This is a genomic window from Bacteroidota bacterium (genome assembly GCA_013360915.1).
Taxonomy (GTDB): domain Bacteria; phylum Bacteroidota; class JABWAT01; order JABWAT01; family JABWAT01; genus JABWAT01.
This window is the reverse complement of sequence record JABWAT010000007.1, coordinates 16086-38721: the sequence shown is the minus strand read 5'-3', so window position 1 is coordinate 38721 and position 22636 is coordinate 16086. Positions and strand designations below refer to the sequence as shown.

The following is a 22636-nucleotide window of genomic DNA, read 5'->3' as shown; positions in this document are numbered from 1 at the left end:
AAATCAGAGTGAATAAGAAATCCCTGCTGAAACCGACATACCAGTGCGATAGCTGCGATGAACGTCTCCGGATTTTCCAAACCGGAAAATGGTCTCATCGTTCAGCAGATTTCTTACGTTCATTTTAAACGAATATTTTTCAAAAAATTTCTGTGAATATGCCAGATCCACCTGATCACGCGGCATTTCATAAATGTCATCCACACGCAGCGATCCGAAAACAATTCCGAACGTGGAAATTCTCTCTCCGAACCGGTTGTATGCCAGCGATACATTGCTTCCCCATTCCTCGCGATCCCACACCAGCATGGTGTTGATCACATAGGGCGACTGACCCAGCATGGGGCGCTTCAGATTGGTGATGGCGGCAGGAGAAATTTCTTCGAACTGATTACCGAAGTAGTATTGCAGATTCTGGTTTTTATTAAATCCGGATTCAGATTTTACCAGTGTGACGTTCGAAATAAATTTGAATTCGGACAGCGATGAATGAAGCACATCGAGATCGGAACGGAGTTCAATTTCCATTCCCATGTTATAGGCCGTGTTTGCATTAACCGGAACCGTCACCGTGGTTCCGGAACGGTCAATGTAGGCCTGTTCAATCGGATTGGTGAAATCCTTGTAGAACAGAGATACGGCCACAATATCACCGGGTTTTACAAACCATTCCCAGCGGAGGTCATAATTGGTGATGGCAACATCCTTCAGCAACGGATTTCCGATCTGAGCAGATTTGTAATCGTAGTAAGATGCGGGTGCCAGTTCCCGGAATTCAGGTCGGGCAAGGGTGCGTGAAACCGCGAAACGATAATTCACATTATCCACCGGCGTATAAACAAGGTGGAAGGCTCCCAACATGTCACCGGATGAACGGGTCGGCAGAACAAATCCGCTTGCATTGGTCAACGGATTGTAAACCGACAAGTCAATGGTATTCTGTTCATAACGGAACCCGGTAATCATTCGCAGACCCGGGTAAACCGGCATATCCACCATGGCATAACCTGCTGCATGGTTTTCGGTGGCTTCGTATCCATCGGTATCAGCCGTTGCATTGGAAAGGGAAACCAGCCCGGAACCAATCTGATCAGGTGTCAGCAGGTCGGCCGGATTCAGAAAACGGCTATCAGAACTGGTATTGGTCAATCCATATTGGATACGAACTCCATCAAAATCACGGGTACGGTGCTTAACCACTCCACCATATTTCAGCGTGGCATCAAATCCGTCCCATTGGGTGAAAGGAGTGCTGAGGTCCAGTTTCAGATTCACATCATTATCGGCCATGTCACTGAAAAAGCGGCCATTCGATGATCCATAATTGTTGGCAAATGCAAATTGTCCATTCTGCTCCTGCTGGTAGACCGATTCACGGGTATCCGGTTCAGAGCGCATGGCCCGGCTGTAAGTGGCTTTCCACTCTGCACGGGTATTCAGAAGGCTGGCCAGATGATGTTCCCCGGCAACCTGAGAGGAGAGTAAACTGCGGGATACAAATTTTTCACGGGTGGCTCTGATGTATCCGCCTCCCGACCTGCTCAGAATCCCTTCTTCAACTCGGGTTTCCGCATCGCTGGAAGTGTTGAACAGATTCTTGAATGACAATTTGTTGTAATTTGATAATTTAACAGATCCGTTCAGGATGGTGCCCCACAGAACAGAATTGTTTCCAGACCGGCCATCAAGTTCATAAGTCGGAAGCGACTCGGCGGAAGGAAAAAACTGATCCTCTTCGGTGTAATTACCAGAATTGGAATAGGTGACAGCTGCAATCACCCCTACCGGCACACCCAGGTCAAATTGGTTTCCGTAGGTCATCGAATAAGATTGGTTGGGGGCAACCGTCTGATTACTGATTCCATAACCAGACTTCAGGGATCTGGAAAAATCAGCCGCTTTATCGGGTCCTGTGTACAGTGTGGTCAGCCGGGATTTATAGTCGGATGGCAAAGCCCGGGTTCCATCGTCGTAACCAAGAAAATCCAGCGATCCGCTGGTGGTTGCCGTCGGGACCGATTTTCCCAGAGTGTTCGAATTGTATCCAGATCCGATGCTGTAACTGAATGTCTCCTGATCAGGAAATTCCACCGTGCTGATCTGTACCGATCCACCGGCAAAATCACCCGACTGATCGGGAGTGAATGACTTGCTCGTTGTCATGTTCTGAATGAGGGAAGAAGGAAAAATATCGAAGGGAACGACCTTTTTCTCTGGCTCAGGCGAAGGAACGGAAGCACCGTTCAGGGTGGTGTTTGAATACCGCTCACCCAGTCCGCGTACGTAAACAAATTTTCCGCCAACCACCGTCACTCCTGTCACCCGCTTCATGGCATCACCGGCATTCGAATCGGTGGATTTTTTAATCTGTTCAGCAGAAATGGCATCCATGATGGTTGCAGATTTCTTGCGGTCGAGAAGCAGAATCCCATCCGAGTTCCTTACAACTGTGGCTTCAACCAGAACTTCCTCTGTCTGAACTTCTTCCAGTTCCAGAAGCACATCCTGCCGGGTCACCTGACCAGGGACGACTTTGACACCTGTTATCGTTTGGGTTCTGTAAGAGACATAGGAAATTTTCAACGAAACCGGACCGGCCGGCACACCGGCTATACGGTAATTACCATCAATATCACTGGATGCCCCGATCTGGGTATCAGCAACACGGACGTTTGCACCAATCAGCTCCTCACCGGTTTGTTTATCAACCACCTTACCGGTAATAATGCCGGTGGTCTGCCCGGAAACTGAGGCAACACCTGAGAGGACCGCAAAAAAGAGAATCAAGACTTTCTTCATAAAATTGTACTCACCAATTATTTCACACACTTTCACACACGTCCCGCCTTTCACACTTCAACGGAACGGTGCAAAGGTCCGGCACCCCTTTTCCCCTAAAATGAACCGATCATTAAGATTTGATTAAGCGCTTCCATCCGGTAACAATGGCTTAACATTCAATAATCACTTTTTTTGTTTTTTCTGAGCCAAATCCATCCTTGCGATTAACTTATTAAATCAATTGATCAAAGTGAGAATTACAAACAAATCATACATGGCTTCTTTATTTACTCATTACGGTTCGTGGTCATGTAACATCCTGGTGACAGACCTGAAGACCGAATCAGAAATGGAGTTTTTTACCCCCCACAGGCAGAAGTCCATGGATTCGAGATCACAATTTTTTATCACCAGAAAGCTAGGTACAGCCAGTTTTATCCGGAATACTGTACCTTCATGGTCTGAATTTGTTTAGATTTACACATGATGATGAACAATCGGTCTTCCTCTCTGCTATTGGCGCTCCTTTTGCCCATTACTTCCCTTCTGGCACAGCCGGCACGTGATTTTCTTCAGTTTGGCATTCCCGAAGGTCTTCCACACCTCTCTGTCTATTCCATCCGGCAATCTCCTGATGGATTCATGTGGTTTGGCACCGAAAACGGGCTCGTCCGGTTTGATGGCTACGAAATGAAATATTACGACCAATCGACCACCCCTGCCCTCAGCGGAAGCAACATCAGCACAATTCAGATTGACAAAAACGGACATATCTGGCTTGGTTTATGGGGCGAGGGCATTAACCGTCTCGATCCGCTGACCGGAACCATTCAGAGATTCAACAGCAATCCCGAAGACCATACCACCCTGAGCGACGACCGGGCTCAGGTGCTCTTTTTTGACCGCAACGACCGGCTTTGGGCAGGAACCTATAAGGGCGGATTGAACCGCTATCAGGCCGAGACCAGCACCTGGGCGCATTACCATGCAGAACCGGGAAAATCTGGGGGCCTGATCAGTGAGCGCATCTGGTCTATGGCCGAAACACGGGACGGCCGGTTATTGGTCGGAACCGAAAACGGCCTGCAGATGCTGCGGCCCGATGAAACTGGTTTTGAAACGCTGATCGGTCCGGCAAACCGGCCGGTCAGCATGAAGGGCCTTCAGATCAGAACGCTGGCGGTTCATCCCGATGGATGGGTCTGGTTCGGGACCGATAACGGACTCTTTCGAATTCACCCGGAAACCCGTCAGATTCAACCGGCCAGCCAATTCTTCCCGGTCAGCATTCCGGATCCCATCATCAATCAGATCCATTTCGAAAAATCCGGGAATATCTGGATCGGAACCTACCGCCGGGGCCTCATGATTTATCAGCCGGGTGGAAAGTCCATGGTGCAGGCCGGTGACCGGACCACCGGATTTAATGGCTATGATGTCCGCGTGATATTCGAAGACCGGACCGGAAATATCTGGGCGGGTGGCCGGGGAATGGGAATCAGGAAATACAACCTGCAATACCAGAAATTTTTCGGGCTGCCTGCCACTACCCATGACGGATTCCCTTCCAATTCCCTGGATATTCTGTCAATCACCGGAACGCCCGATGGAACCATCTATTTCGGTACCAACGGGCAGGGCCTCCATGTTCTGAAACCAGGAAAAGATGAACTTGGCTATCTTTCCCCTCCCGGTTCAGCTGCCTCCGGACCCGATGCTGTGCAGGCTCTGTATTATGACAGCCGGTCCCGTCTGCTTTGGCTGGGTACCCGGAATTATGGGCTGTGGGCGTTTAATGAGCAATTCAAGCCGGTTTATCAATTCGGTTTTCCTTCTGGCCAGACCGGAAGCATATCGGGCAATTCCATCCGGTCCGTTCTGGTCGATGATGAAGGACTGCTTTGGGTGGGAACCAAAGGCAATGGTCTGAATCGGATCGATCTGAACCTGAAGAAAACACGTGTGTTCATCAATGAACCCGATAACACCGCCAGCCTCCAGAGCAATGATATCCGGTTTGTCGCCCGGTCTGCCGACAGCAGTCTGTGGGTGGGAACCGATGGCGGTGGTATCAGCAGACTGAAACCTGGTACTTTCCAGTTCGAAAACTGGTCAACCGGGAGGGCTTCCGATTTCAGGCTCTCCAACAACGATGTCACCTGCTTTTTCCAGTCACCCGACGGGAAAATCTGGGTGGGAACCGATGGCGGCGGCGTGAACATCATCGATCCGACCAACGGACGGGTGTCTGTTCTGGATCAGAGCCGGACCGGCCACCCGGTCATCTGTGGAATCACGGGTGATGTCGGTGGTCAGATCTGGATTCAAACCCTCACCGGAATCACCCGCTACAACCCGGCCACCGGTCAAAGCCGGCTTTACCGGCCCGGCGATGGCATTCCTTCCAGCATTTTCAATATTAACTCCATTTACCGGACCAGCTGGTCCAGCCTTTACATGGGTGGAATTCAGGGCGTGACCACCTTTAATCCGGAAAAGCTTACCGAAAACATGCAGGTCCCCCCCGTTTCACTTACCGGATTCCGCATTTTTAACCGCGAATGGACAGGCGACAGCAGCATCACAGCTAAAAAAATCCTGCACCTCTCTCCCGAGGAAAATTTCTTCACCGTGTCTTTTGCATCCCTTGATTACGTCAACCCACGGAACAACCGCTATAAGTATCAATTGACCGGATTTGATGACAACTGGATTGATGCCGGAGACCGCCGGTATGCCAGTTACAGCAATCTGAACGGCGGCACCTACACCTTCAGAGTCATCGGATCCAACAACGACGGTTTATGGAATCCCGCAGGGGCCTCGGTGACCATCGTGGTCCACCCGCCCTTCTGGAAGACATGGTGGTTCCAGTTGCTGCTATTGCTGGCCCTCGGACTGGCTGTCTGGGTTGTAATCTACAGCCGGACCAGCTTCATCAGATCGGTAAACCGTGGGCTTGAAAGTGAAATCAGCAAACGAACCACCGAACTGCGGGATAAGAACCTGGAACTGGAAAAAACCATCCGCAATCTGCACGATACTCAGGCACAGCTGTTTCAGCAGGAGAAAATGGCTTCACTCGGCACCCTGGTGGCTGGCGTTGCTCATGAAATCAACAACCCGGTCAACTTTATACACAGCAGCATTCCTCCCCTGTCGCATGACATTGCTGAACTGATCAGGGAAATTGAGGCACGTGACTATCAGCAGGCCAAAATGCTGGCCGCCATCGACAGCGGCGATCTGGACCGCCTGAAAGTGCTTGGCCAGCAAACCGACCAGCAGGAACGCGCCATTTACATCAGTGAACTCAAAGCCGAAATGGATGTGCTGCTGAAAGGCATTGAATCGGGTTCGAACCGCACCGCCGAAATTGTTAAAAGTCTCAGAACCTTCACCCGGGTGGATGAAGACACCTGGAAACGGTTCCCGGTAACCGAAGGCCTCGATTCCACCATTCAGATTTTGTCCCCGAAATGGAAAAACAGGGTCGAAGTGGTGAAGGACTACAACGACGTCCCCGATATCGACTGCTATCCGGGACAGATTAATCAGGTGTTCATGAACATTCTGGTCAATGCCTTCGATGCCATTCCCGGAAGCGGTAAAGTCACGGTCAGAGTCCGGAAGAAGAAACAGTCGGTTGAAATCGTTATTTCCGATACCGGCACCGGCATTCCGAAAGACATCATGGAACGGATATTTGAACCGTTTTTCACCACCAAACAGGTCGGGAAAGGAACGGGTCTCGGGCTGGCAATCTCCTATGACATCATCACCCGTCATCAGGGAACCATTTCGGTCAGCAGCGATGCCGGAAAGGGAACCACCTTTACCATCGTTCTGCCGGTCAATCAGCAATCCGATTGATAAATGAAATTCATTTTCTGATTTTTCGGTCCACTTTACAGCCGGATCGTTTCCGGTTATGCCGGGACCATGAAGACAGAGCAAGACGACCACCTTCCCATACTACTCATTCACAACGGACCATTGACCGATTTTATCCGGTTAAATGATCTGTTCCGTCTTTTGCGGGACCGGTGGCCTTCCCGTCCCCTTTATCTGGTCGCTCATCCCGATGCCGAATCTCTGCTGGCCGACTGCCCTCATTTTTCCTATTTCTATGGCATTCGCAATCCGTTGGATGAGTGGAAACTGATGTGGGGTCTCAGAAAACTTCGGTTCAGTTTACTCCTCGATCTGACCCACCGGCCGGTTACGGCCCTGCACCTGCTTCAGCGGCTTCGTGTGGTTCAGCAATGGCCGGCCCGGCCGGGCGAGAAGCTCACACTTCCCCAGCGGCTTGAACGGTATACTTCCCTGCTTTCTGTCCAACCATCTGCTTTATGGCCGGCTGTCTGGACAACCAGGCGCCATCAGGAACAGGTAAAAAAACATCTGATGCAGGTTAATCCCGATAAAGGACCACTGCTGGCCATTGGCCTGAGTCCGGCCGACCCGGCCGAGAAACTCAGCGATGATCAATGGTTCCGACTGCTGTACCTTTTAAAAAAACAGTTTCCATCCATTCGTTTTCTCTTTCTCTGTCAGCCTTCCGACTTGAACCGGGCAAAAACGCTTTCCACTCCCTTTGGATTCGGAACCGTTATTTTACCGGCCCATCATACACTGCAGCATTGGTATGAATACCTTCGGTCAAGCGATCTCCTTATCAGTCAGGATCCCGATGTTCTGATGCTTGCTCAGGCAGCCGGGCATCCGTCGTTTTCCATCACCAACCGGTTCCCGGCGCCTGCACAGAATACCAGATCCTTCCCGCTGACCCAGGGACTTCTGCCGGGACAGGCTGTTTCGCAGCTCACCGGAGATCATCTGGCCAGCCGGGTAACCGGACTCCTGAGCCGTACTTGATCTGATATCTTGTTTTTTTGACAGCCCTCCCAGTATTTTCGGCCATCTCCCGAAAGGACATTCAGATTGAACACACTGACGGTATCACAGGTCACAAAACGGTTCGGCTCCTTCACCGCTGTGGAGTCGCTATCTTTTTCGATTTCCTCCGGCCGGATTTTCGGATTGCTTGGCCCGAACGGGGCCGGAAAAACCACCACCATCCGCATGATTGCCGGCATCACCATCCCCGATGAAGGGACCATCACACTCAATGGCCAGGCCATCGGAGCTGAAACCCAGAACCGGATGGGATACCTTCCCGAAGAACGTGGTCTGTATAAGAAAATGAAGGTGCTCGACGGACTTCAGTTTTTGGGTGAACTGAAAAACATGAACCGTGCAGCCGCCCGTAAAACCGGCGCAGACCTGCTTGATCAGTACGGACTTTCCGAATGGGCCGATAAAAAGATCGAAGACCTCTCCAAAGGCATGCAGCAAAAGGTTCAAATCCTTTCAACCATAATTCATGACCCCGATTTTATCATTCTCGATGAGCCACTCTCCGGACTCGATCCCATCAATGCCGAGCTGGTTAACACACTCATCCTCGACCTGAAAGCAAAGTCACGCATCATCCTGTTTTCAACCCACCGCATGGAACAGGTCGAGAAAATCTGTGACGACATCGTGCTGGTTCACCACGGGAAGGGACTGCTGAACGGAAGTCTTCGCGACATTAAAAACCGGTTTGGCCGCGACTCGGTAACAGTCTCCTTCGAAGGCAATGACGGGGTTTTCGATACCCTCTCCGGGGTCACCATTGTCGACCGCACACCCCGCCATGTCGAAATGCGTCTGAACGGACTTTCCATGCAGGAACTGATCGGCCGGATCAATCCGCATCTTCACATCGAACGGATCGAACGGACCGAGCCATCCCTGAAAGACATTTTTATTCAAACCGTGACCGAACAGGGCGGTGACCTGCCCGCGGAGGCCCGCCCATGAACAAGATTCTGATCATTATCCGCCACGAATACCTGTCCCGGCTTAAATCAAAGGGATTCATTCTGGGGACCATATTGGGACCAGTCCTGATGCTGGCCCTTATTTTCCTGCCGGCCCTGTTCAGTGTCATGTCGGTGGGAAATAACCGCCAGATTGCCATTTATGATGAAACCGGCCGGTTCGGTACTCAACTGGTTCAGGAAAACACCCCAACTACGCGGCCACTCGATCTTAAAAATGCCGAAGAGGTGGCCGAAGACCTCGAAAAACAGGCTGCTCTTGAAAAGACCACCCTGATCCTGGCAGAAAGCGGATTGTCGAGGGAACAATTCGAAAAACAATATCAGGATTCAGTCCGGTCGGGAAGGTGGTTTGGCTACCTGATCATCACCGGCGATTCCCTGTCGCTGCCGCAGGTAACCTTCACGGGATCGGCAACTTCAGACTTTGTTGCCTTCACAGCCATTGAACGCCGGATCAGCCAGCTTCACCGAATCGATCTGCTCACCAGAATCGGACTTCCCCGGGAAACCGCCCTGAAGATTAACGAATCCGTCCGGATGAAGGTATACAAATTGTCCGAAACCGGGACCACCGAGGATAGCGGTTTTTCGTTCATACTCGCGTTTTCCATGGGGTTTATCATTTACATGTCCATGTTTATCTACGGCTCAATGGTGATGCAAAGCGCCATGGAAGAGAAACAAAGCCGGATCATGGAAGTCATTATTTCCTCCATCCGCCCCGATCAGCTTCTCATGGGTAAAATTCTGGGAATCGGAGCATTGGCACTGACCCAGTATGTCATCTGGGCGGTTACCGCCGGGTTGCTTGCTGTTTACGGAGCGCTTCTGATTGCTCCGTTTACAGGCGGAACCGATCTGTTCAACTTTCACATACCGGTTTTCAGTCTGGTGGCCTTTGTTTTCTACTTCATTGCAGGATTTCTCATTTTTGCCACCTTTTATGCCTCGGTCGGGGCCTCGGTCGATAACATGACCGATGCCACCCAGATCACCAGTCCCATCGCGCTGGTGATTATCATTCCGATTATGCTCATTTCACTGGTGGTTCGTGAACCAGGATCCACTTTTTCCATCATCATGAGCCTGATTCCGTTTTTCTCTCCCATTCTGATGGTGGCCCGCATCGCCATCGAGACGCCCCCCACCTGGCAACTGGTCACGTCGGTAATTCTGATGGTCGGAACTTTCTGGATTATGGTACGGATGGCCGGTAAAATTTACCGGGTCGGTGTGCTGATGTACGGCAAACGGATCACCCTGAAGGAGCTGGGCCGGTGGCTGCGTTACTGAACCGGTTGACAGGCACTCATTTATTCAGGATATTGACGCCAAGCTGAAACCACGGAGCAACCATGATCGGAATTCTGACCGATTCGGCCTGCGATCTTCCGAAAGAAATCCTGAATCAGTATAACATTCAGGTGATACCCATAAAAATCAAAATGGGTACCAGCCAGTTTTCCGATGGAGTGAATCTGAGTCCCGACCTGTTTTACCGGCAACTCGAAAACCCATCCAATAAACCAGAAACCGAACCTCCCTCCATTGATGATTTCATTTCCTTTTACCGGGAAATGCTAAAATCTTATGATGAAATCATCTCGATTCATGTGGGATCTGCTTTTTCCAAAACGGTTTATAACGCGAACGAAGCGGTTCATCTCGGACACAAATCCTTTTTTGCAGAACGGGTGAAGGACAAAAAGTACGACCCGTTCAAAATCCGGGTGATTGATTCCCGGAATGCATCCATCGGACTGGGACTTCAGGTTCTCAGGGCTGCTCAGCTGCTCCATCGGGGAACGGGATTCAACGACCTTTGCGAGTCGGTAGAATCGGTGACCGATAAAGTCAGACTGATTTTCACTCCCCGTGATCTGACCTGGCTGAACCGGTCGGGCCGCTTAACCGGAATCAAGTATGTGATCGCCAGTCTGGTTGGCCTGAAACCCATCCTGCTCATTCAGAATGGAAAATCTGATCGGTTGGATACCGTACGCGGACATGACCATGCCGTTCAGGCACTGGTGGATGAAGCCACCAAACTGACTGCCACGGCCAATTCCTGGTACCTCGGTGTGGCCTGGGCTGCCCCGGTTGCCGAACGGGCCAACAATCCGGTAGCCAAGGCCATGTCCTCCTCCACCCGCTCCTCAACAGGCTATTTTGAAGCCACCATCGGCTCCACCATCGGTGCGCACTGCGGACCCGAAACAGTCGGGATTGCACTCCTTGCCTAACCGTCACCGCTGGGGAATTCTCATGATCGGGAAACCAGACCTGTGTGGTCCGGTTCTTGATATTCTGGCCCGTTTACATCAGAAATATCAGCTTACCTTTTCTCTTTCTGCAGCTGCGCTTGGCCAGTTTACTCCCGATCAGACCGACCAGATCCGTAAATGCCCCTATATCATTACCGAACCAGCCGAGTCGGTTCTGACTCATTGCGGTTACATTCTGTCCTTTGGTGGTGATGGAACATTGCTCCGCACGGCCAGGCTCATTGGAAAACGCGAAACGCCCATCATCGGTGTCAATTTCGGTAAACTGGGATTTCTGACCGAAATCAATCCGGATGAACTGGATGTGCTGGTTCCTCAGGTTCTGAATGGTGATCAGGTCATCGAGAACAGGATGGTTCTGCAATCGGTTGTCAGTCTGCCCGATCAGCGACCGGTTCCAAACGGGAACTTCTGGGCGGTTAATGATGTGGTGATCGATAAGTCGGGATATTCCAGACTGATCTCCATCGAGCTGAGAGCCGGTGACAATTACCTTGGCTCGTACCGGGCCGATGGCGTGATCATCGCCACCCCTGCCGGATCGACCGGATATTCACTGGCCAGTGGCGGACCGATCATGCACCCGGCTCTGAATTCGATTCTGATCACACCCATCTGTCCGCATTCACTCACGGTACGGCCGTTGGTGATTCCGGCAACTGAAACGGTGAACATTATTGCAACCACCCAATTTCATAAAATTCTGGTGGCAGCCGATGGACAGGGGCAGGAATATCCGTATGAAACCATCCACATCACGGTTGAACGCGCACATGAGCAGGTCAGAATTGTGAAAAACACCAGCCGCACGTATTTCGACGTGCTCAGAAGCAAGTTCCTCTGGACCAACGATGTTCGGTCCACTGACTCAAAGGAGTAGATTCGTTTGAAACACACAGGCCTATTTCTGGCATTTTTAATGATTCTCAGTCAATCCTGCAGCACGCCGAAAACAACCACCTCACCGGAACCCGTGTGGCCACAGGGGCATTTTACATTCACTCAGTTTCAGGATACTGCTCACTGGAAAGTCTGGGTGGATGATACGTACCAACCCGACCCTGGGTTTATGACCATCATCAGTGAGTCGGTTCACAACTATCAGATCCGCTGCTATGCGGCTACCTGGTGCGGGGATTCAAAGGAAGTGGTTCCGCAGTTTTTCCACCTGCTGGAACTGGCCGGATATGACCCGGCATTGGTGGATTACATTCTGCTGAATAAGGACCGGAAGGGTTGGGTACAACTGGCCGGTGCCGATTCGATCCGACGGGTTCCCACATTCATTATTCTGAAGGATGGGAAAGAAGCCGGGCGGATCACCGAACGGCCCGTTCAGACACTCGAAGCCGATCTGGCTGCGATTCTGACCCACTGATTACTCAGCTGCCGAGAATTCCCGTCAGTATTTCATCAACCGAGGGATAAAGTGCCTCATAATCAACCCGGATTTCTTGCTCCCGCAGGGCAGCCGTGGTCTTGGGTCCGATAGAAACCAGACGGATCGGATGGGTCATGGCCTTGATCACCGGGGACAGCACCGGAACCGCACTGGCCGAATACACCACCATCACATCGGGTGTGACCGGAAGCGGGTCGGGCAATTCCAGCGCCTCGGGCCAGTAAACCACCGATTTGCGGAATTCGATTCCCTTCATCGGTTCTGCCTGAATCCAGTCGGTATCTCCCATGGCCGAAACCGGATAGAAGACTTTTTTCACGTCTTTCAGAGGGAGCAACTCCCACTCTGTGACCAGACCACGCGTATTCCCGACCGAAGAAAGCAACACATTTTCGAATCCGGCATCCCGGGCTGCACGCGCAGTAGCTGGCCCGATGGCCAGAACCTGCCGTTCCCTGATGAAAACGGGAAGACGGGTGGCGGTCCAGAAAACCGCGTTGTGACTGGTAAACAGGATCAGATCCGATTCATCGGCATCACGCGTGGCACGCATGATCAGGTTTTTCCGGTCCTCATACCGGATCCGGATGGCCGGTTGCTGCCAGATCACCCGTCCGGAGGGTTCGAGCAGTCGGGTCAGATCGGCCACATCCTCATGATTTCTCACCAGCCAGACTGTTTCAGCCGATGGTTCATTCAGCTTCTGGTGAAGGGCCAAAGCCCGGGCCGGAACCTGACCAGGGTCTTCACCACCAACCGCCAGATACCGGTTTTCGAAAAACGTTTGAAGGACCATTCGTCGCCCGGTGGGCATGGCAAGGGCACCCACGGCCGCATGACAGCCGCCACCGGTCAGTTTCAGAAACTCCCTTTCCACCGACACCAGAGTAGAAATGGCTGCCGAATTCAGGTCCGCCAGAATTCCCTGAATCCGGTCATCGGGATCCCGGCACTCAATGGCCAGTGCTCCCTGTGCAGGCGCAGGAACCCAGACCGTCAGGTCGGGTTCAACCACAATCAGGTCATTCAGGTCAAGATCAAGCCGGTTCAGTCCGGCGGCTGCCATAATCAGGACATCCACCACCCCATCCCGCAATTTTTGTACACGGGTCGGCACATTTCCTCTGATGGGAACTGCCTGGGCATCAGGACGGTGATAACGCAACTGGTCAATCCGACGGTTACTCGAGGTTCCCACACGTGCACCGGTCCTGAATCCGAATGGTTGCGATGGGTCCGCTGCATCCCGGTGAATCAGAAAACGATCGGCGGGTGATTCCCGCTCGGGAACAGCAACCAGTTTCAGACCCGCAGGAAGGTCGGTTGGCAAATCTTTCATGGAATGAACTGCCAGATCAATCCGTCCATCCAGAAGGGCTTCTTCCAGTTCTCTGGTAAAAAATCCCTTCCCTTCCAGCTTGGAAAGCGGAAGGTTCTGAATCTGATCACCCTGCGTTTTAATAATTTCCAGCCGGGCAGAAATGCCTTTTTCCGACAGCAATGATTGTATGCGTCGGGCCTGCCATAAGGCCAGTTCAGAACCGCGGGTTCCGATAATCAGGGATTCCGGCATGTGTAATGGTTTGTGGGTGTGTTATTATTATCAGGCGGACTGGCGGAGTTCAGCCTGCCGGCTGATCATCGGTCCGGACTGGTTCGCTGGTCGCCCGTTGTTTCGCCCGAAGATAGGGAACCTGTACGATTTTATCAGAAAGATAACCGGCGAACTCCCGGATGGTGGCCTGATCCTCTTCACTAAGGTGATTCAATCGGGTTTTCAGCAGTTTATTAACCGCCCGGTCACGGATTCCCGAAACATCTTCCGGAAAAAACCGCAGAAGTTCATCCATGTCACGATCGGCAAACAGGGCAGTGATCCGGTCCGATTCTTCACCAAGTATACGGTTTACCACTGGTATCTCATCAATTCTGGACCGGTTATTGGCCTCTGCCAGACGCTCAACTGTTTCCAGATTGATTAACCGGATGGAGGTCTGTGCCGTCACCCCGGGATCAACATCCCGCGGATTGGCCAGATCGACCAGCAGACGTGACCTCTCACCATGCCGGGCATTCAGCCGGTCAATCCAGTCGGAATGAATCAGGGTGTGATCGGCGCTGGTGGCAGAAACCAGAGCAGAAAAATCGGGCGGTTCTGCAAGAAAGTCGTCGAGTGAGAGAGCCCGGCCTCCATACTGATCTGCAAGCGACTGTGCCTTTTCCACACTGCGGTTCACAAAACAAAACCGGTAACGTCCCATTTTCGAAAAATAGGGAGCCATGGTCCTGATCACATCGCCGGCCCCGATCAGAACCAATGGAAGGGACGCATCGGCATGATCCAGAATAAACCGGTAAGTCATTGAAGAAACCGATACCGGATTTTCAGCAATCCGCGTTTCGGTGTAAATCCGTTTGGCCGCTTCAATTACCGACCGGATCAGCAGATGGAGATATTTCCCGGCCGTTCCGGCCTGAGTCGCCACAGCCAGCGAGTCTTTAATCTGTTTAAGAATCTGGGTCTCACCAACCACCATGGAATCCACCGAAGAGGCCACGGAAAGCAAATGATGCAAGGCATCGGTACCCTGCCAGGCCGACCATAATGTCGGATCAAAATCAGAGACGTGCTTCCAACTGGTTAACAGATCGGTGGGCAGAGGGGCCTTGTCGGATGAGAAATAGTAAAACTCCAGGCGGTTACAGGTCGAAATGACCAGCAATTCACTCAGTCCGGCATGGGAAAGCACCTGCCTGAGCTGAGCCGGTTGAAAGTCGGGCGACACCGTCCAGCGATTCAGTTCATCCAGGCCGGCAGATTTGTAAGTCAGGCTCAGACAGCCCAGTTGCTGGAGGGTTTTACTCATAACGGTTACAAAAATCGAACATTGTCTGTGTTGTAAATGTCACCTGCAGGTAAAAAGCAGTTTTCAGGTGGTCAGACGACCACCAGCCACCATCACAGGCCGGCCCCCTGAAACCGACCGGAACCGGATTGTCAGTCCGGCTGGTACCGGAAAGTCGGCTGGTAAGACCATGCGGACTTCCCACCCTGCAAATCGTTCCCTGAAAATGGCCAGCCAGTCATCCACCGACCCACCCGTGCTGGCTACCCGCATGCCCCAGGGCGGATTCATTATCAGCAGACCATCAGGACCCCATTTGTTTTTCAGATCATGACAGTCGGTTTGTGACCATTCAATGACCGGTTCAAGTCCCTGCAACCGGTCGTTGTCCTTTGCTTTCCGGATGGCTTCCGGCTGACGGTCCGATCCGGCCAGTACAGGAAAAATGGCTGGCTTTTCCGCCGGCAGACTACGGTGATGACGATGCGTGGGTTCATGATAGAACGGAAACCCCGTGAAGGGAAACGATCTCCAGCGCGAGGCTGGCACCGGAACCAGTAACCGCCGGGCTTCAAGAAGAAAAGTCCCTGTTCCGCAGAACGGATCCACAATGGCCGGAAAGCGGGTGGCGCCGGCTTCCATCAGCATGGAAACGGCCAGGGTTTCCCGGATGGGCGCTAAGCCGGATGCCAGACGGTATCCCCGCTGATAGAGCAACTCCCCACTCGTATCCAGACTGAAGGTGCACCGGTCTTCCATAAGTCTGAGGAAAACAGCGGGTAAAACCGGTTGGCTGTCATCGGATGGAAGCCATTGCGAATAGTAGGAACCGATGCCATCCCGCAGACTTTTTTCAATATTCCCGGTGTGGTGCAGGCGGGATTTTTTTGCGGTGATATCGGTGGTAAACCGGCCGGATTTTCCCAGATAAACTTCCCAGTGAATCCGTTTCACTTTCTGAAAAAACTCCGGATAGGATTGGGCGATACACTCATCAATCCGTAATAAAACCCGCGAGGCGGTAAGCAACCGTTCGTTTAATGGAATCATCATTGCCAGCGGGCCGGTAACCGTCAGACCCCCTTTTTCCTGATGAATGGCGGCATCGGGGATCCATTGACTGATTTCATTGGAGGTGAACGACTCCAGGCCGGGAGTGGTTACCACAAAAAAGGAAACAGGCTCATGGCGGAACCAGGAGGCGACCCGCCGGCGAAGGGCCTGATCTGAAAGTAAGGTTTGCATGGCCGGCAAAGAACCGGTTTCTGTGAATCAGAAACAAACCGGCCGCATTTGGATTTCCGTCGCCTGTTGTGCATGTTCCCCGATATGACAGATGTGGTGATCATTGGCGGGGGATTGGCAGGGCTATCGGCAGCCATCCTGCTGGGCAGACAAGGAAAACAGGTCTGCCTGTTCGAATCAAACCGGTATCCGTTTCACAAGGTATGCGGCGAATACCTTTCCATGGAATCCTGGCCCTTTCTTGAACGACTGGGCGTTCCCCTCTCATCCATGCAATTACCGCGGATTCAACACTTCCGGCTTACCGATCACAAAGGACACCAGCTATCCGTTCCCCTTCATCCGGGAGGATTCGGAATCAGCCGTTACACACTCGATCATCTGCTGGCCGGAATGGCCACTGAGGCACGGGTTACCGTTCGTGACGGAACCCGCGTCGATGAGGTAACCTGGAATGGCAAAGACTTCTCCATCCGCGCAGGGAACGATTGTCTGCAAACCCGGGTGGTTCTGGGAACCTGGGGAAAACGCAGCAACCTGGACCGCCAATTGAACCGGTCCTTTTTCAACCGCCCCGATCCGCGTCTGAATGATTGGGTGGGCATCAAGTACCATGTCGCCTCCACCTTCCCCGAAGACCGGATTAAGCTCCATAACTTTCCGGGTGGTTACTGTGGAATTTCACGGGTGAATGAAGGCCGGACGACACTCTGCTATCTGGTCAGAGGCGACCGTCTGCTGGAAGCCGGTGGACAGATCAGACAGCTGGAAACCACCGTCTTGTATCAGAATCCCATACTGAAAAACTATTTTGAATCATTTCCCTCTTTATATGACACGCCCAAGGCCATTTCTCAGGTAAACTTTGAACCACGACCGGTGATTGAATCCCACATTCTGCTGGCAGGCGATTCAGCGGGCCTGATTCCACCCCTGACCGGAAACGGCATGAGCATGGCATTGAGGTCCTCCACGCTGGCCGTTCCGCTGATCTGTTCGTTCCTCGATGGAAAATCCACCCGCGAACAATTGGAGAACAGTTACCGGAAACAGTGGAAATCAACCTTTGGCACCCGTCTTGCCACCGGTCGTCTGGTTCAGTCGCTTTTCGGCGACTCCCGGCGCACGGGTCCGCTGATCACCGCAGGCAGGATGATTCCGGGACTGGCTTCCGGATTAATCCGGTTAACCCACGGCCAGCCATTCTGATAACACAATCCGTTTCCCTTCCGTCAGAATCATCACCCCTGTTTCAGGCTATTCGGTATTTACAGGCCGATGATGATTGTAACCAGACCACTGTTGATCAACGCCTGTTCACACCAGAATGTATTCAGTAGCAATCCGATTCCCATCCGTTCATTGAAAAAGAAGGTGAATTCAGCACCTCCTGCCAGTCCGATGGATGACAAACTTTTTGACTCATATGTGCTCCCGAATCCGGAAGGGTGAGGTAGCCTGGTATTGGTCCGGAGGGTTCCGGAAACAAAACCAATTCCGGCACCAGCCGACAGATGCCCGAACCTGTAGGGATACAACAGATGATACAGGTAGCTGAAATCAACATATCTTTCTACCGGATCAGTCAGAAGAATGAATTCCTCATGGTACAAAAACCTGAATTGATCAGCCGACCGCGGATTGACTCTTTTTAGCGTCAGACTGAATGAAAATCCGGTTGGTGAGCCGGAGTCATGTGCAACCCGTTCACAAACCCCGAATCCGCCTGACAGCTGAAATGAGGCAGGTGTGGTAGTGGAATCAGATCCGATTCCGGGAAAAACGGACCATGCCAGTATCAGGAATGCAAGCATAGCACCTCCCGCAGTAAAAGGATAATGTGGTATTTTGTGGTCACAAATAAAAATGGTTCCTTAATTATTAAGCAGGATTTAATAACCAGAGAACCCATGTTGCACGCCTGTCATAAGCCCTTCCATAAATTGGTGTGTAACCTTTACCCGATCCGGTCGTAAAACCAGCCAGACATCAGGAGAAAACCGTTATGAAAACCTTGCTGACCACCCTTGCTGTAGCCACAGCCGTTCTGATTGCCTTGCCTGTTCAGGCACAGGATACAGAAGCCGACCGTCTGGAAAAAAAGCTCGATAAACTCACCCGGCAACTCGAAGCACAACTCGATCGTCTCGCATCTAAACTGGAGGCACTGGCCGAAGCAGAAGAAGAAACTGAATCGGTGGATGAATCCAGTGTAGCTTTGCAGGAGCGGGCCGATGAATTGAGAGCCCGTCTGGCCGACCTGACTCTCGAAGACCCCTCTTCCGAAAAAGAAGCCGAGTTAAAGGCAATTGAGGCTGAACTCAAAGCCATTGAATCAGAGTTAAAGAAAAGCAAAATCCGCCGGAAGGTGGTGGTGGTGAACGAATCAGACCGGGATGAACAGGTAACCCGCTGGAACAACGACTCCGTTATTCAGGCCGGTGAATCCATCGATGGCAAGGTTGAAGTCATCAATGGTGATCTCACTGTTTTCGGTCAGATCAACGGAGATGCCATGGCAATCAATGGCGATGTTCATCTGAAAAACGGATCGACCGTGGATGGAAATGTCATCGCTATCAGCGGAAAAGTCATTCGTGAGGAAGGATCAAAGGTCACTGGAACCGTCAGCGAGATAGCTGGTGATGGCGCTGTCAGCATGGAAAATCACACCGGAATCGGTCCGGTACCCCCGGTTCCTCCTGTACCGCCCGTTCCTCCCATCACCCATCCGAGAAAATGGAAAAACGGTGATGCCGATCTGGGTTCTGACGGAAAGAACTGGGAATTGCGCTGGAATAACAGCCGGGCCATTGAACCGGAAGCAGGTGAGGTAACTGGTCAGGTCGCCTATAACCGCACAGACGGCTTTTACCTCGGGATCGAAAAAACAAAGGAATATTACTGGGCACAGGATAAGAAATTCAACACACATGGTTTCTTCGGATACGGATTCGGGAACCGGGATGTCCAGTACGCCGTCGGCCTTGACCGCTGGTTCAATGATGAATACCGCACCGAAATTGGTGGTAAATTCTTTGGCTACACCGCTGCAAAAGATGACTGGAAACTCACTCAGCACGAAAACTCCATCATGGCCTTTTTCGGCCGGGAAGATTTTCTCGATTGGTACCAGACCCGCGGATGGTCGGTTCATCTGAGCCAGTATTTCACCCCTGATGCACGAATCTCGGTTGCTTATGAAGGATATCGGGACCGGTCGCTGCAAAATGAAGTGAACTGGTCTTTGTTTGGCGGCGACAAACGGTTCCGCCTCAATCCGGCCATTCAGGAAGGTGAAACCCGCGCCCTGGTGATTTCAGGCGAAGTGGATAAGGTGAACAATTTTGACTCGGGCGACCGGACGGGATATTACCTCATGACCCGTTCCGAAGTGGCTGGCGGTGCCTACAAAGGTGACTTTGAATACACCCGTCACGATGCAGAAGCCCGCGGATACTTCTCCCTTTCCGATTTTGACCGTTTCGCCATCCGGTTCCGTGCCGGATCGGTGGAAGGAAATGCACCTATTCAGAAATTATACGACATCGGCGGACCCGGAAGTCTGCCTGGCTACCGCATCAATGAGTTTGGCGGAAACCGGATGCTTCTGCTCAACGTGGAAAACATGATCTCCAGCGAAGATCTGCAGGATGAATTGTTTGGCCCGCTTGAAGATCTGAACCTGATCCTCATGGCAGATGTGGGAGTTATCAATGCTGTCCCGGTTGGGGATGATGCCTGGACTGGCTTCGAATTTGACAAGCAAAATCTCCGGTCCGCACTTGGAATCGGATTTGGCTCTGATTCAGGCCACTTCCGTGCCACCGTGAACTGGCGCACCGACAAGGGCGGCGAACCGGTTCAGTTCATGCTCCGCTTTGCTCAACCGTTCTGATCGGATCGTTTCTGACTGATGAAAAGGGGCTTACGGGCCCCTTTTTTATTGGTACCAGTCCAATACAGACAAAACACCCTTCCTGAAATCAAAGCTGTTGAATCAGAAATAGGCTGAAATCCAACCTTGAACCATCCATGAAGGAAAAAAGAGGGGAAATCCGGAGGTAAACGGGAAGAAAGGCCATTTTTTACCATATCAGTCCGGTCCCAAACGGGATTGGGTTAATCAGAAGCAACTGCGTACTGTAAACAAAAAAGGGGTCCGAAGACCCCTTTTTCCAATTGGTAAGCTCACCAATCAGGCAATGGTAACCTTTTTATCGAGGTACACATCCTGAATGGCGTTCAGAAGAGCAGCGCCTTCTTTCATCGGACGCTGGAAGGCCTTCCGTCCGGAAATGAGGCCCATTCCACCGGCACGTTTGTTGATCACGGCTGTCTTAACCGCTTCAAACAGGTCATTGCTGCCCGAAGCACCACCCGAGTTGATCAGACCTGCACGGCCCATGTAACAGTTAGCCACCTGGTAGCGGGTCAGGTCGATCGGATGATCGGTGGCCAGCTCGGTGTAAATCCGCTTGTCAAACTTACCATAGGAGGAATTACCCATGTTCAGGGCCTGATATCCACCATTGTTTTCTGGCAGTTTTTGTTTGATGATATCGGCCTCGATGGTCACACCCAGATGGTTCGCCTGTCCGGTAAGGTCGGCGGAAACGTGATAATCTTTATCCTTCTTGAACTCATCATTACGGGTGTAGCACCACAGAATGGTACCCATGCCGAGTTCATGAGCGCGCTGGAAGGCTTCGGAAACTTCGATGATCTGGCGGCGGCTGTCGGTGGAACCAAAGTAAATGGTGGCTCCGATGGCAGCACAACCCATGTCAAAAGCCTGATCAACGGTGGCGAACAGGGTCTGATCGGCCAGATTCGGATACGTCAGCAGTTCATTGTGGTTGATTTTCAGAATGAAGGGAATTTTGTGAGCATACTTGCGGGCAACAGCACCCAGAACGCCCAAAGTGGAAGCAACGCCGTTACATCCGCCTTCAATGGCCAGTTTTACAATGTTTTCCGGATCGAAATAAGCAGGATTTTTTGCGAAGGAAGCACCACCAGAGTGCTCAATACCCTGATCAACCGGCAGGATTGACAGGTAACCGGTACCAGCCAGACGGCCAGTGTTAAACAGGTAGTTCAGGTTCTTCAGTACATTGATCGGACGGTCGGTCGGAATAAATACCCGGTCAACGAAGTCCTTACCCGGCAGATGAATCTGCTCTTTCGGGATCGTGGTACATTTATGGTTTAAGAGTCCATCGGCTTCTTTGCCAAGAATCTCTGCAACGTTGGTTTTCATGTAAGTCTCCTGAGTGGTTAAAGTCGCATCCCGTCAGCCGGAGTGGCCCGGGTTCAAAAACAGCTGGTAAAGATAGAAAAAAAGAGAAACCGGTACGACATTCCGGTCCGGTTTTTAATTAAACGACTATTAAAATGACAGTTTTTGGGTCATTTTTCTCCGGTTTTGGCCGATTTTCCGGCCGAATCCACTCAAAACGTGCTCTGACAGATTCGCCGGAAAACCGTACCTTTGACAATCATTGTAATAAAGGAAGCCCCATGTCCCTGACCATCCGGAAGGCGGTTCCGGCCGATGCCCCTCACATCGTTCGCCTGATAAAAGACCTTGCTTTGTATGAAAAGGATCCCGATGCAGCCGTGGTGACCGAGTCAGATATTCTTCGTGATGCCTTTTCTGACCATCCTGTCATCCACACCATCATGGCAGACTGGAATGGAGTTCCGGTCGGATTTGCCCTGTATTTCTACAATTACTCGACCTGGCAGGGCCGGAAAGGACTGTATCTGGAAGATTTATATGTCGATCCTCCCTTCAGGAAACTCGGCATCGGAAAGGGTTTGCTCATTGTCCTCGCCCGAATCGCCCGGAAACTCGGTTGCGGTCGGGTGGTCTGGCAGGTGCTCGACTGGAACACCCCATCCATCGATTTTTATGAATCCATCGGCGCCCGTCACATGTCTGAATGGCTGACCTACCGGCTCGAAGGCGATGCCATCACGGCGCTGGCCTCTCAGAACCCCGGCATCCTGCCCGACACCGCTACCCTGCTTCCCTGAGTCAATATGGGGTAACCACCATTCGTATTTAGTATTGAGTATTTAGTATTGGGTATTCAGAATTCAGAATTCTGTATTCTGACTCCTGTCTCCTGTCTCCTTTATTTTCCCCCACCCTGCTCTGGTTCCACAAAGGTGGGACAC

At 51.8% G+C, this 22636-nt stretch carries 16 protein-coding genes; 10 read left to right on the top strand and 6 right to left on the bottom strand.

Going from position 1 to position 22636, the window contains the following annotated elements:
- Window positions 1-3: 3 nt before the first annotated feature.
- A complete protein-coding gene (locus HUU10_09600) occupies window positions 4-2799 on the bottom strand; it encodes a carboxypeptidase-like regulatory domain-containing protein (GenBank protein NUQ81851.1) in 2796 nt (931 codons plus the stop codon).
- Window positions 2800-3264: 465 nt separating this feature from the next.
- Between HUU10_09600 and HUU10_09595 the strand changes: the two genes are divergently transcribed.
- The 7 genes from HUU10_09595 (at window position 3265) to HUU10_09565 (ending at window position 12335) form a co-directional block, all read left to right on the top strand.
- Window positions 3265-6654 carry a hypothetical protein gene (locus HUU10_09595; protein ID NUQ81850.1) on the top strand — a complete coding sequence of 1130 codons (3390 nt, stop codon included), beginning with the start codon at window positions 3265-3267 and terminating at the stop codon, window positions 6652-6654.
- Window positions 6655-6723: 69 nt separating this feature from the next.
- Window positions 6724-7659 carry a hypothetical protein gene (locus HUU10_09590; protein NUQ81849.1) on the top strand — a complete coding sequence of 312 codons (936 nt, stop codon included), beginning with the start codon at window positions 6724-6726 and terminating at the stop codon, window positions 7657-7659.
- A 75-nt stretch (window positions 7660-7734) separates the two neighbouring features.
- A complete protein-coding gene (locus HUU10_09585) occupies window positions 7735-8649 on the top strand; it encodes an ATP-binding cassette domain-containing protein (GenBank protein NUQ81848.1) in 915 nt (304 codons plus the stop codon).
- On the top strand, window positions 8646-9965 hold the full coding sequence (locus tag HUU10_09580) for an ABC transporter permease (GenBank protein NUQ81847.1): 1320 nt from the start codon (window positions 8646-8648) through the stop codon (window positions 9963-9965). The genes HUU10_09585 and HUU10_09580 overlap by 4 nt, the downstream gene beginning before the upstream one ends.
- Window positions 9966-10027: 62 nt before the next feature.
- On the top strand, window positions 10028-10915 hold the full coding sequence (locus tag HUU10_09575) for a DegV family protein (GenBank protein NUQ81846.1): 888 nt from the start codon (window positions 10028-10030) through the stop codon (window positions 10913-10915).
- A complete protein-coding gene (locus HUU10_09570; protein NUQ81845.1) occupies window positions 10908-11837 on the top strand; it encodes an NAD(+)/NADH kinase in 930 nt (309 codons plus the stop codon). The genes HUU10_09575 and HUU10_09570 overlap by 8 nt, the downstream gene beginning before the upstream one ends.
- 39 nt (window positions 11838-11876) lie before the next feature.
- Window positions 11877-12335, top strand: a complete 459-nt coding sequence (locus tag HUU10_09565; GenBank protein ID NUQ81844.1) for a thioredoxin family protein — start codon at window positions 11877-11879, stop codon at window positions 12333-12335.
- A 4-nt stretch (window positions 12336-12339) separates the two neighbouring features.
- Here the strand turns inward: HUU10_09565 and hemC are convergent, their stop codons facing one another.
- From hemC to HUU10_09550, 3 genes are all read right to left on the bottom strand, one after another.
- Window positions 12340-13932 (bottom strand): hydroxymethylbilane synthase, encoded by a 1593-nt coding sequence (hemC, locus tag HUU10_09560; GenBank protein NUQ81843.1) that lies wholly within the window; start codon window positions 13930-13932, stop codon window positions 12340-12342.
- A gap of 49 nt (window positions 13933-13981) precedes the next feature.
- Complete coding sequence (gene hemA, locus HUU10_09555) at window positions 13982-15226, bottom strand: glutamyl-tRNA reductase (protein ID NUQ81842.1); 1245 nt, start codon at window positions 15224-15226, stop codon at window positions 13982-13984.
- A 63-nt stretch (window positions 15227-15289) separates the two neighbouring features.
- On the bottom strand, window positions 15290-16450 hold the full coding sequence (locus tag HUU10_09550) for a hypothetical protein (protein ID NUQ81841.1): 1161 nt from the start codon (window positions 16448-16450) through the stop codon (window positions 15290-15292).
- 84 nt (window positions 16451-16534) lie between these two features.
- Here HUU10_09550 and HUU10_09545 point away from each other — a divergent pair, with 84 nt between their 5' ends.
- Window positions 16535-17659 (top strand): NAD(P)/FAD-dependent oxidoreductase, encoded by a 1125-nt coding sequence (locus HUU10_09545; protein ID NUQ81840.1) that lies wholly within the window; start codon window positions 16535-16537, stop codon window positions 17657-17659.
- 59 nt (window positions 17660-17718) lie between these two features.
- Here the strand turns inward: HUU10_09545 and HUU10_09540 are convergent, their stop codons facing one another.
- A complete protein-coding gene (locus HUU10_09540; protein NUQ81839.1) occupies window positions 17719-18264 on the bottom strand; it encodes a hypothetical protein in 546 nt (181 codons plus the stop codon).
- Between the two features lie 191 nt (window positions 18265-18455).
- On the opposite strand from HUU10_09540, the gene HUU10_09535 reads away from it, so the two are divergent.
- Complete coding sequence (locus HUU10_09535) at window positions 18456-20348, top strand: BamA/TamA family outer membrane protein (protein ID NUQ81838.1); 1893 nt, start codon at window positions 18456-18458, stop codon at window positions 20346-20348.
- A gap of 300 nt (window positions 20349-20648) precedes the next feature.
- On the opposite strand, the gene HUU10_09530 is transcribed toward HUU10_09535, so the two are convergent.
- Entirely contained in the window at window positions 20649-21713 is a 1065-nt protein-coding gene (locus tag HUU10_09530) for a class I fructose-bisphosphate aldolase (protein NUQ81837.1), read from the bottom strand.
- Between the two features lie 260 nt (window positions 21714-21973).
- Here HUU10_09530 and HUU10_09525 point away from each other — a divergent pair, with 260 nt between their 5' ends.
- Window positions 21974-22492: a GNAT family N-acetyltransferase gene (locus tag HUU10_09525; protein NUQ81836.1), complete on the top strand. Its 519-nt coding sequence runs from the start codon at window positions 21974-21976 to the stop codon at window positions 22490-22492.
- The last annotated feature ends 144 nt before the right edge of the window (window positions 22493-22636 follow it).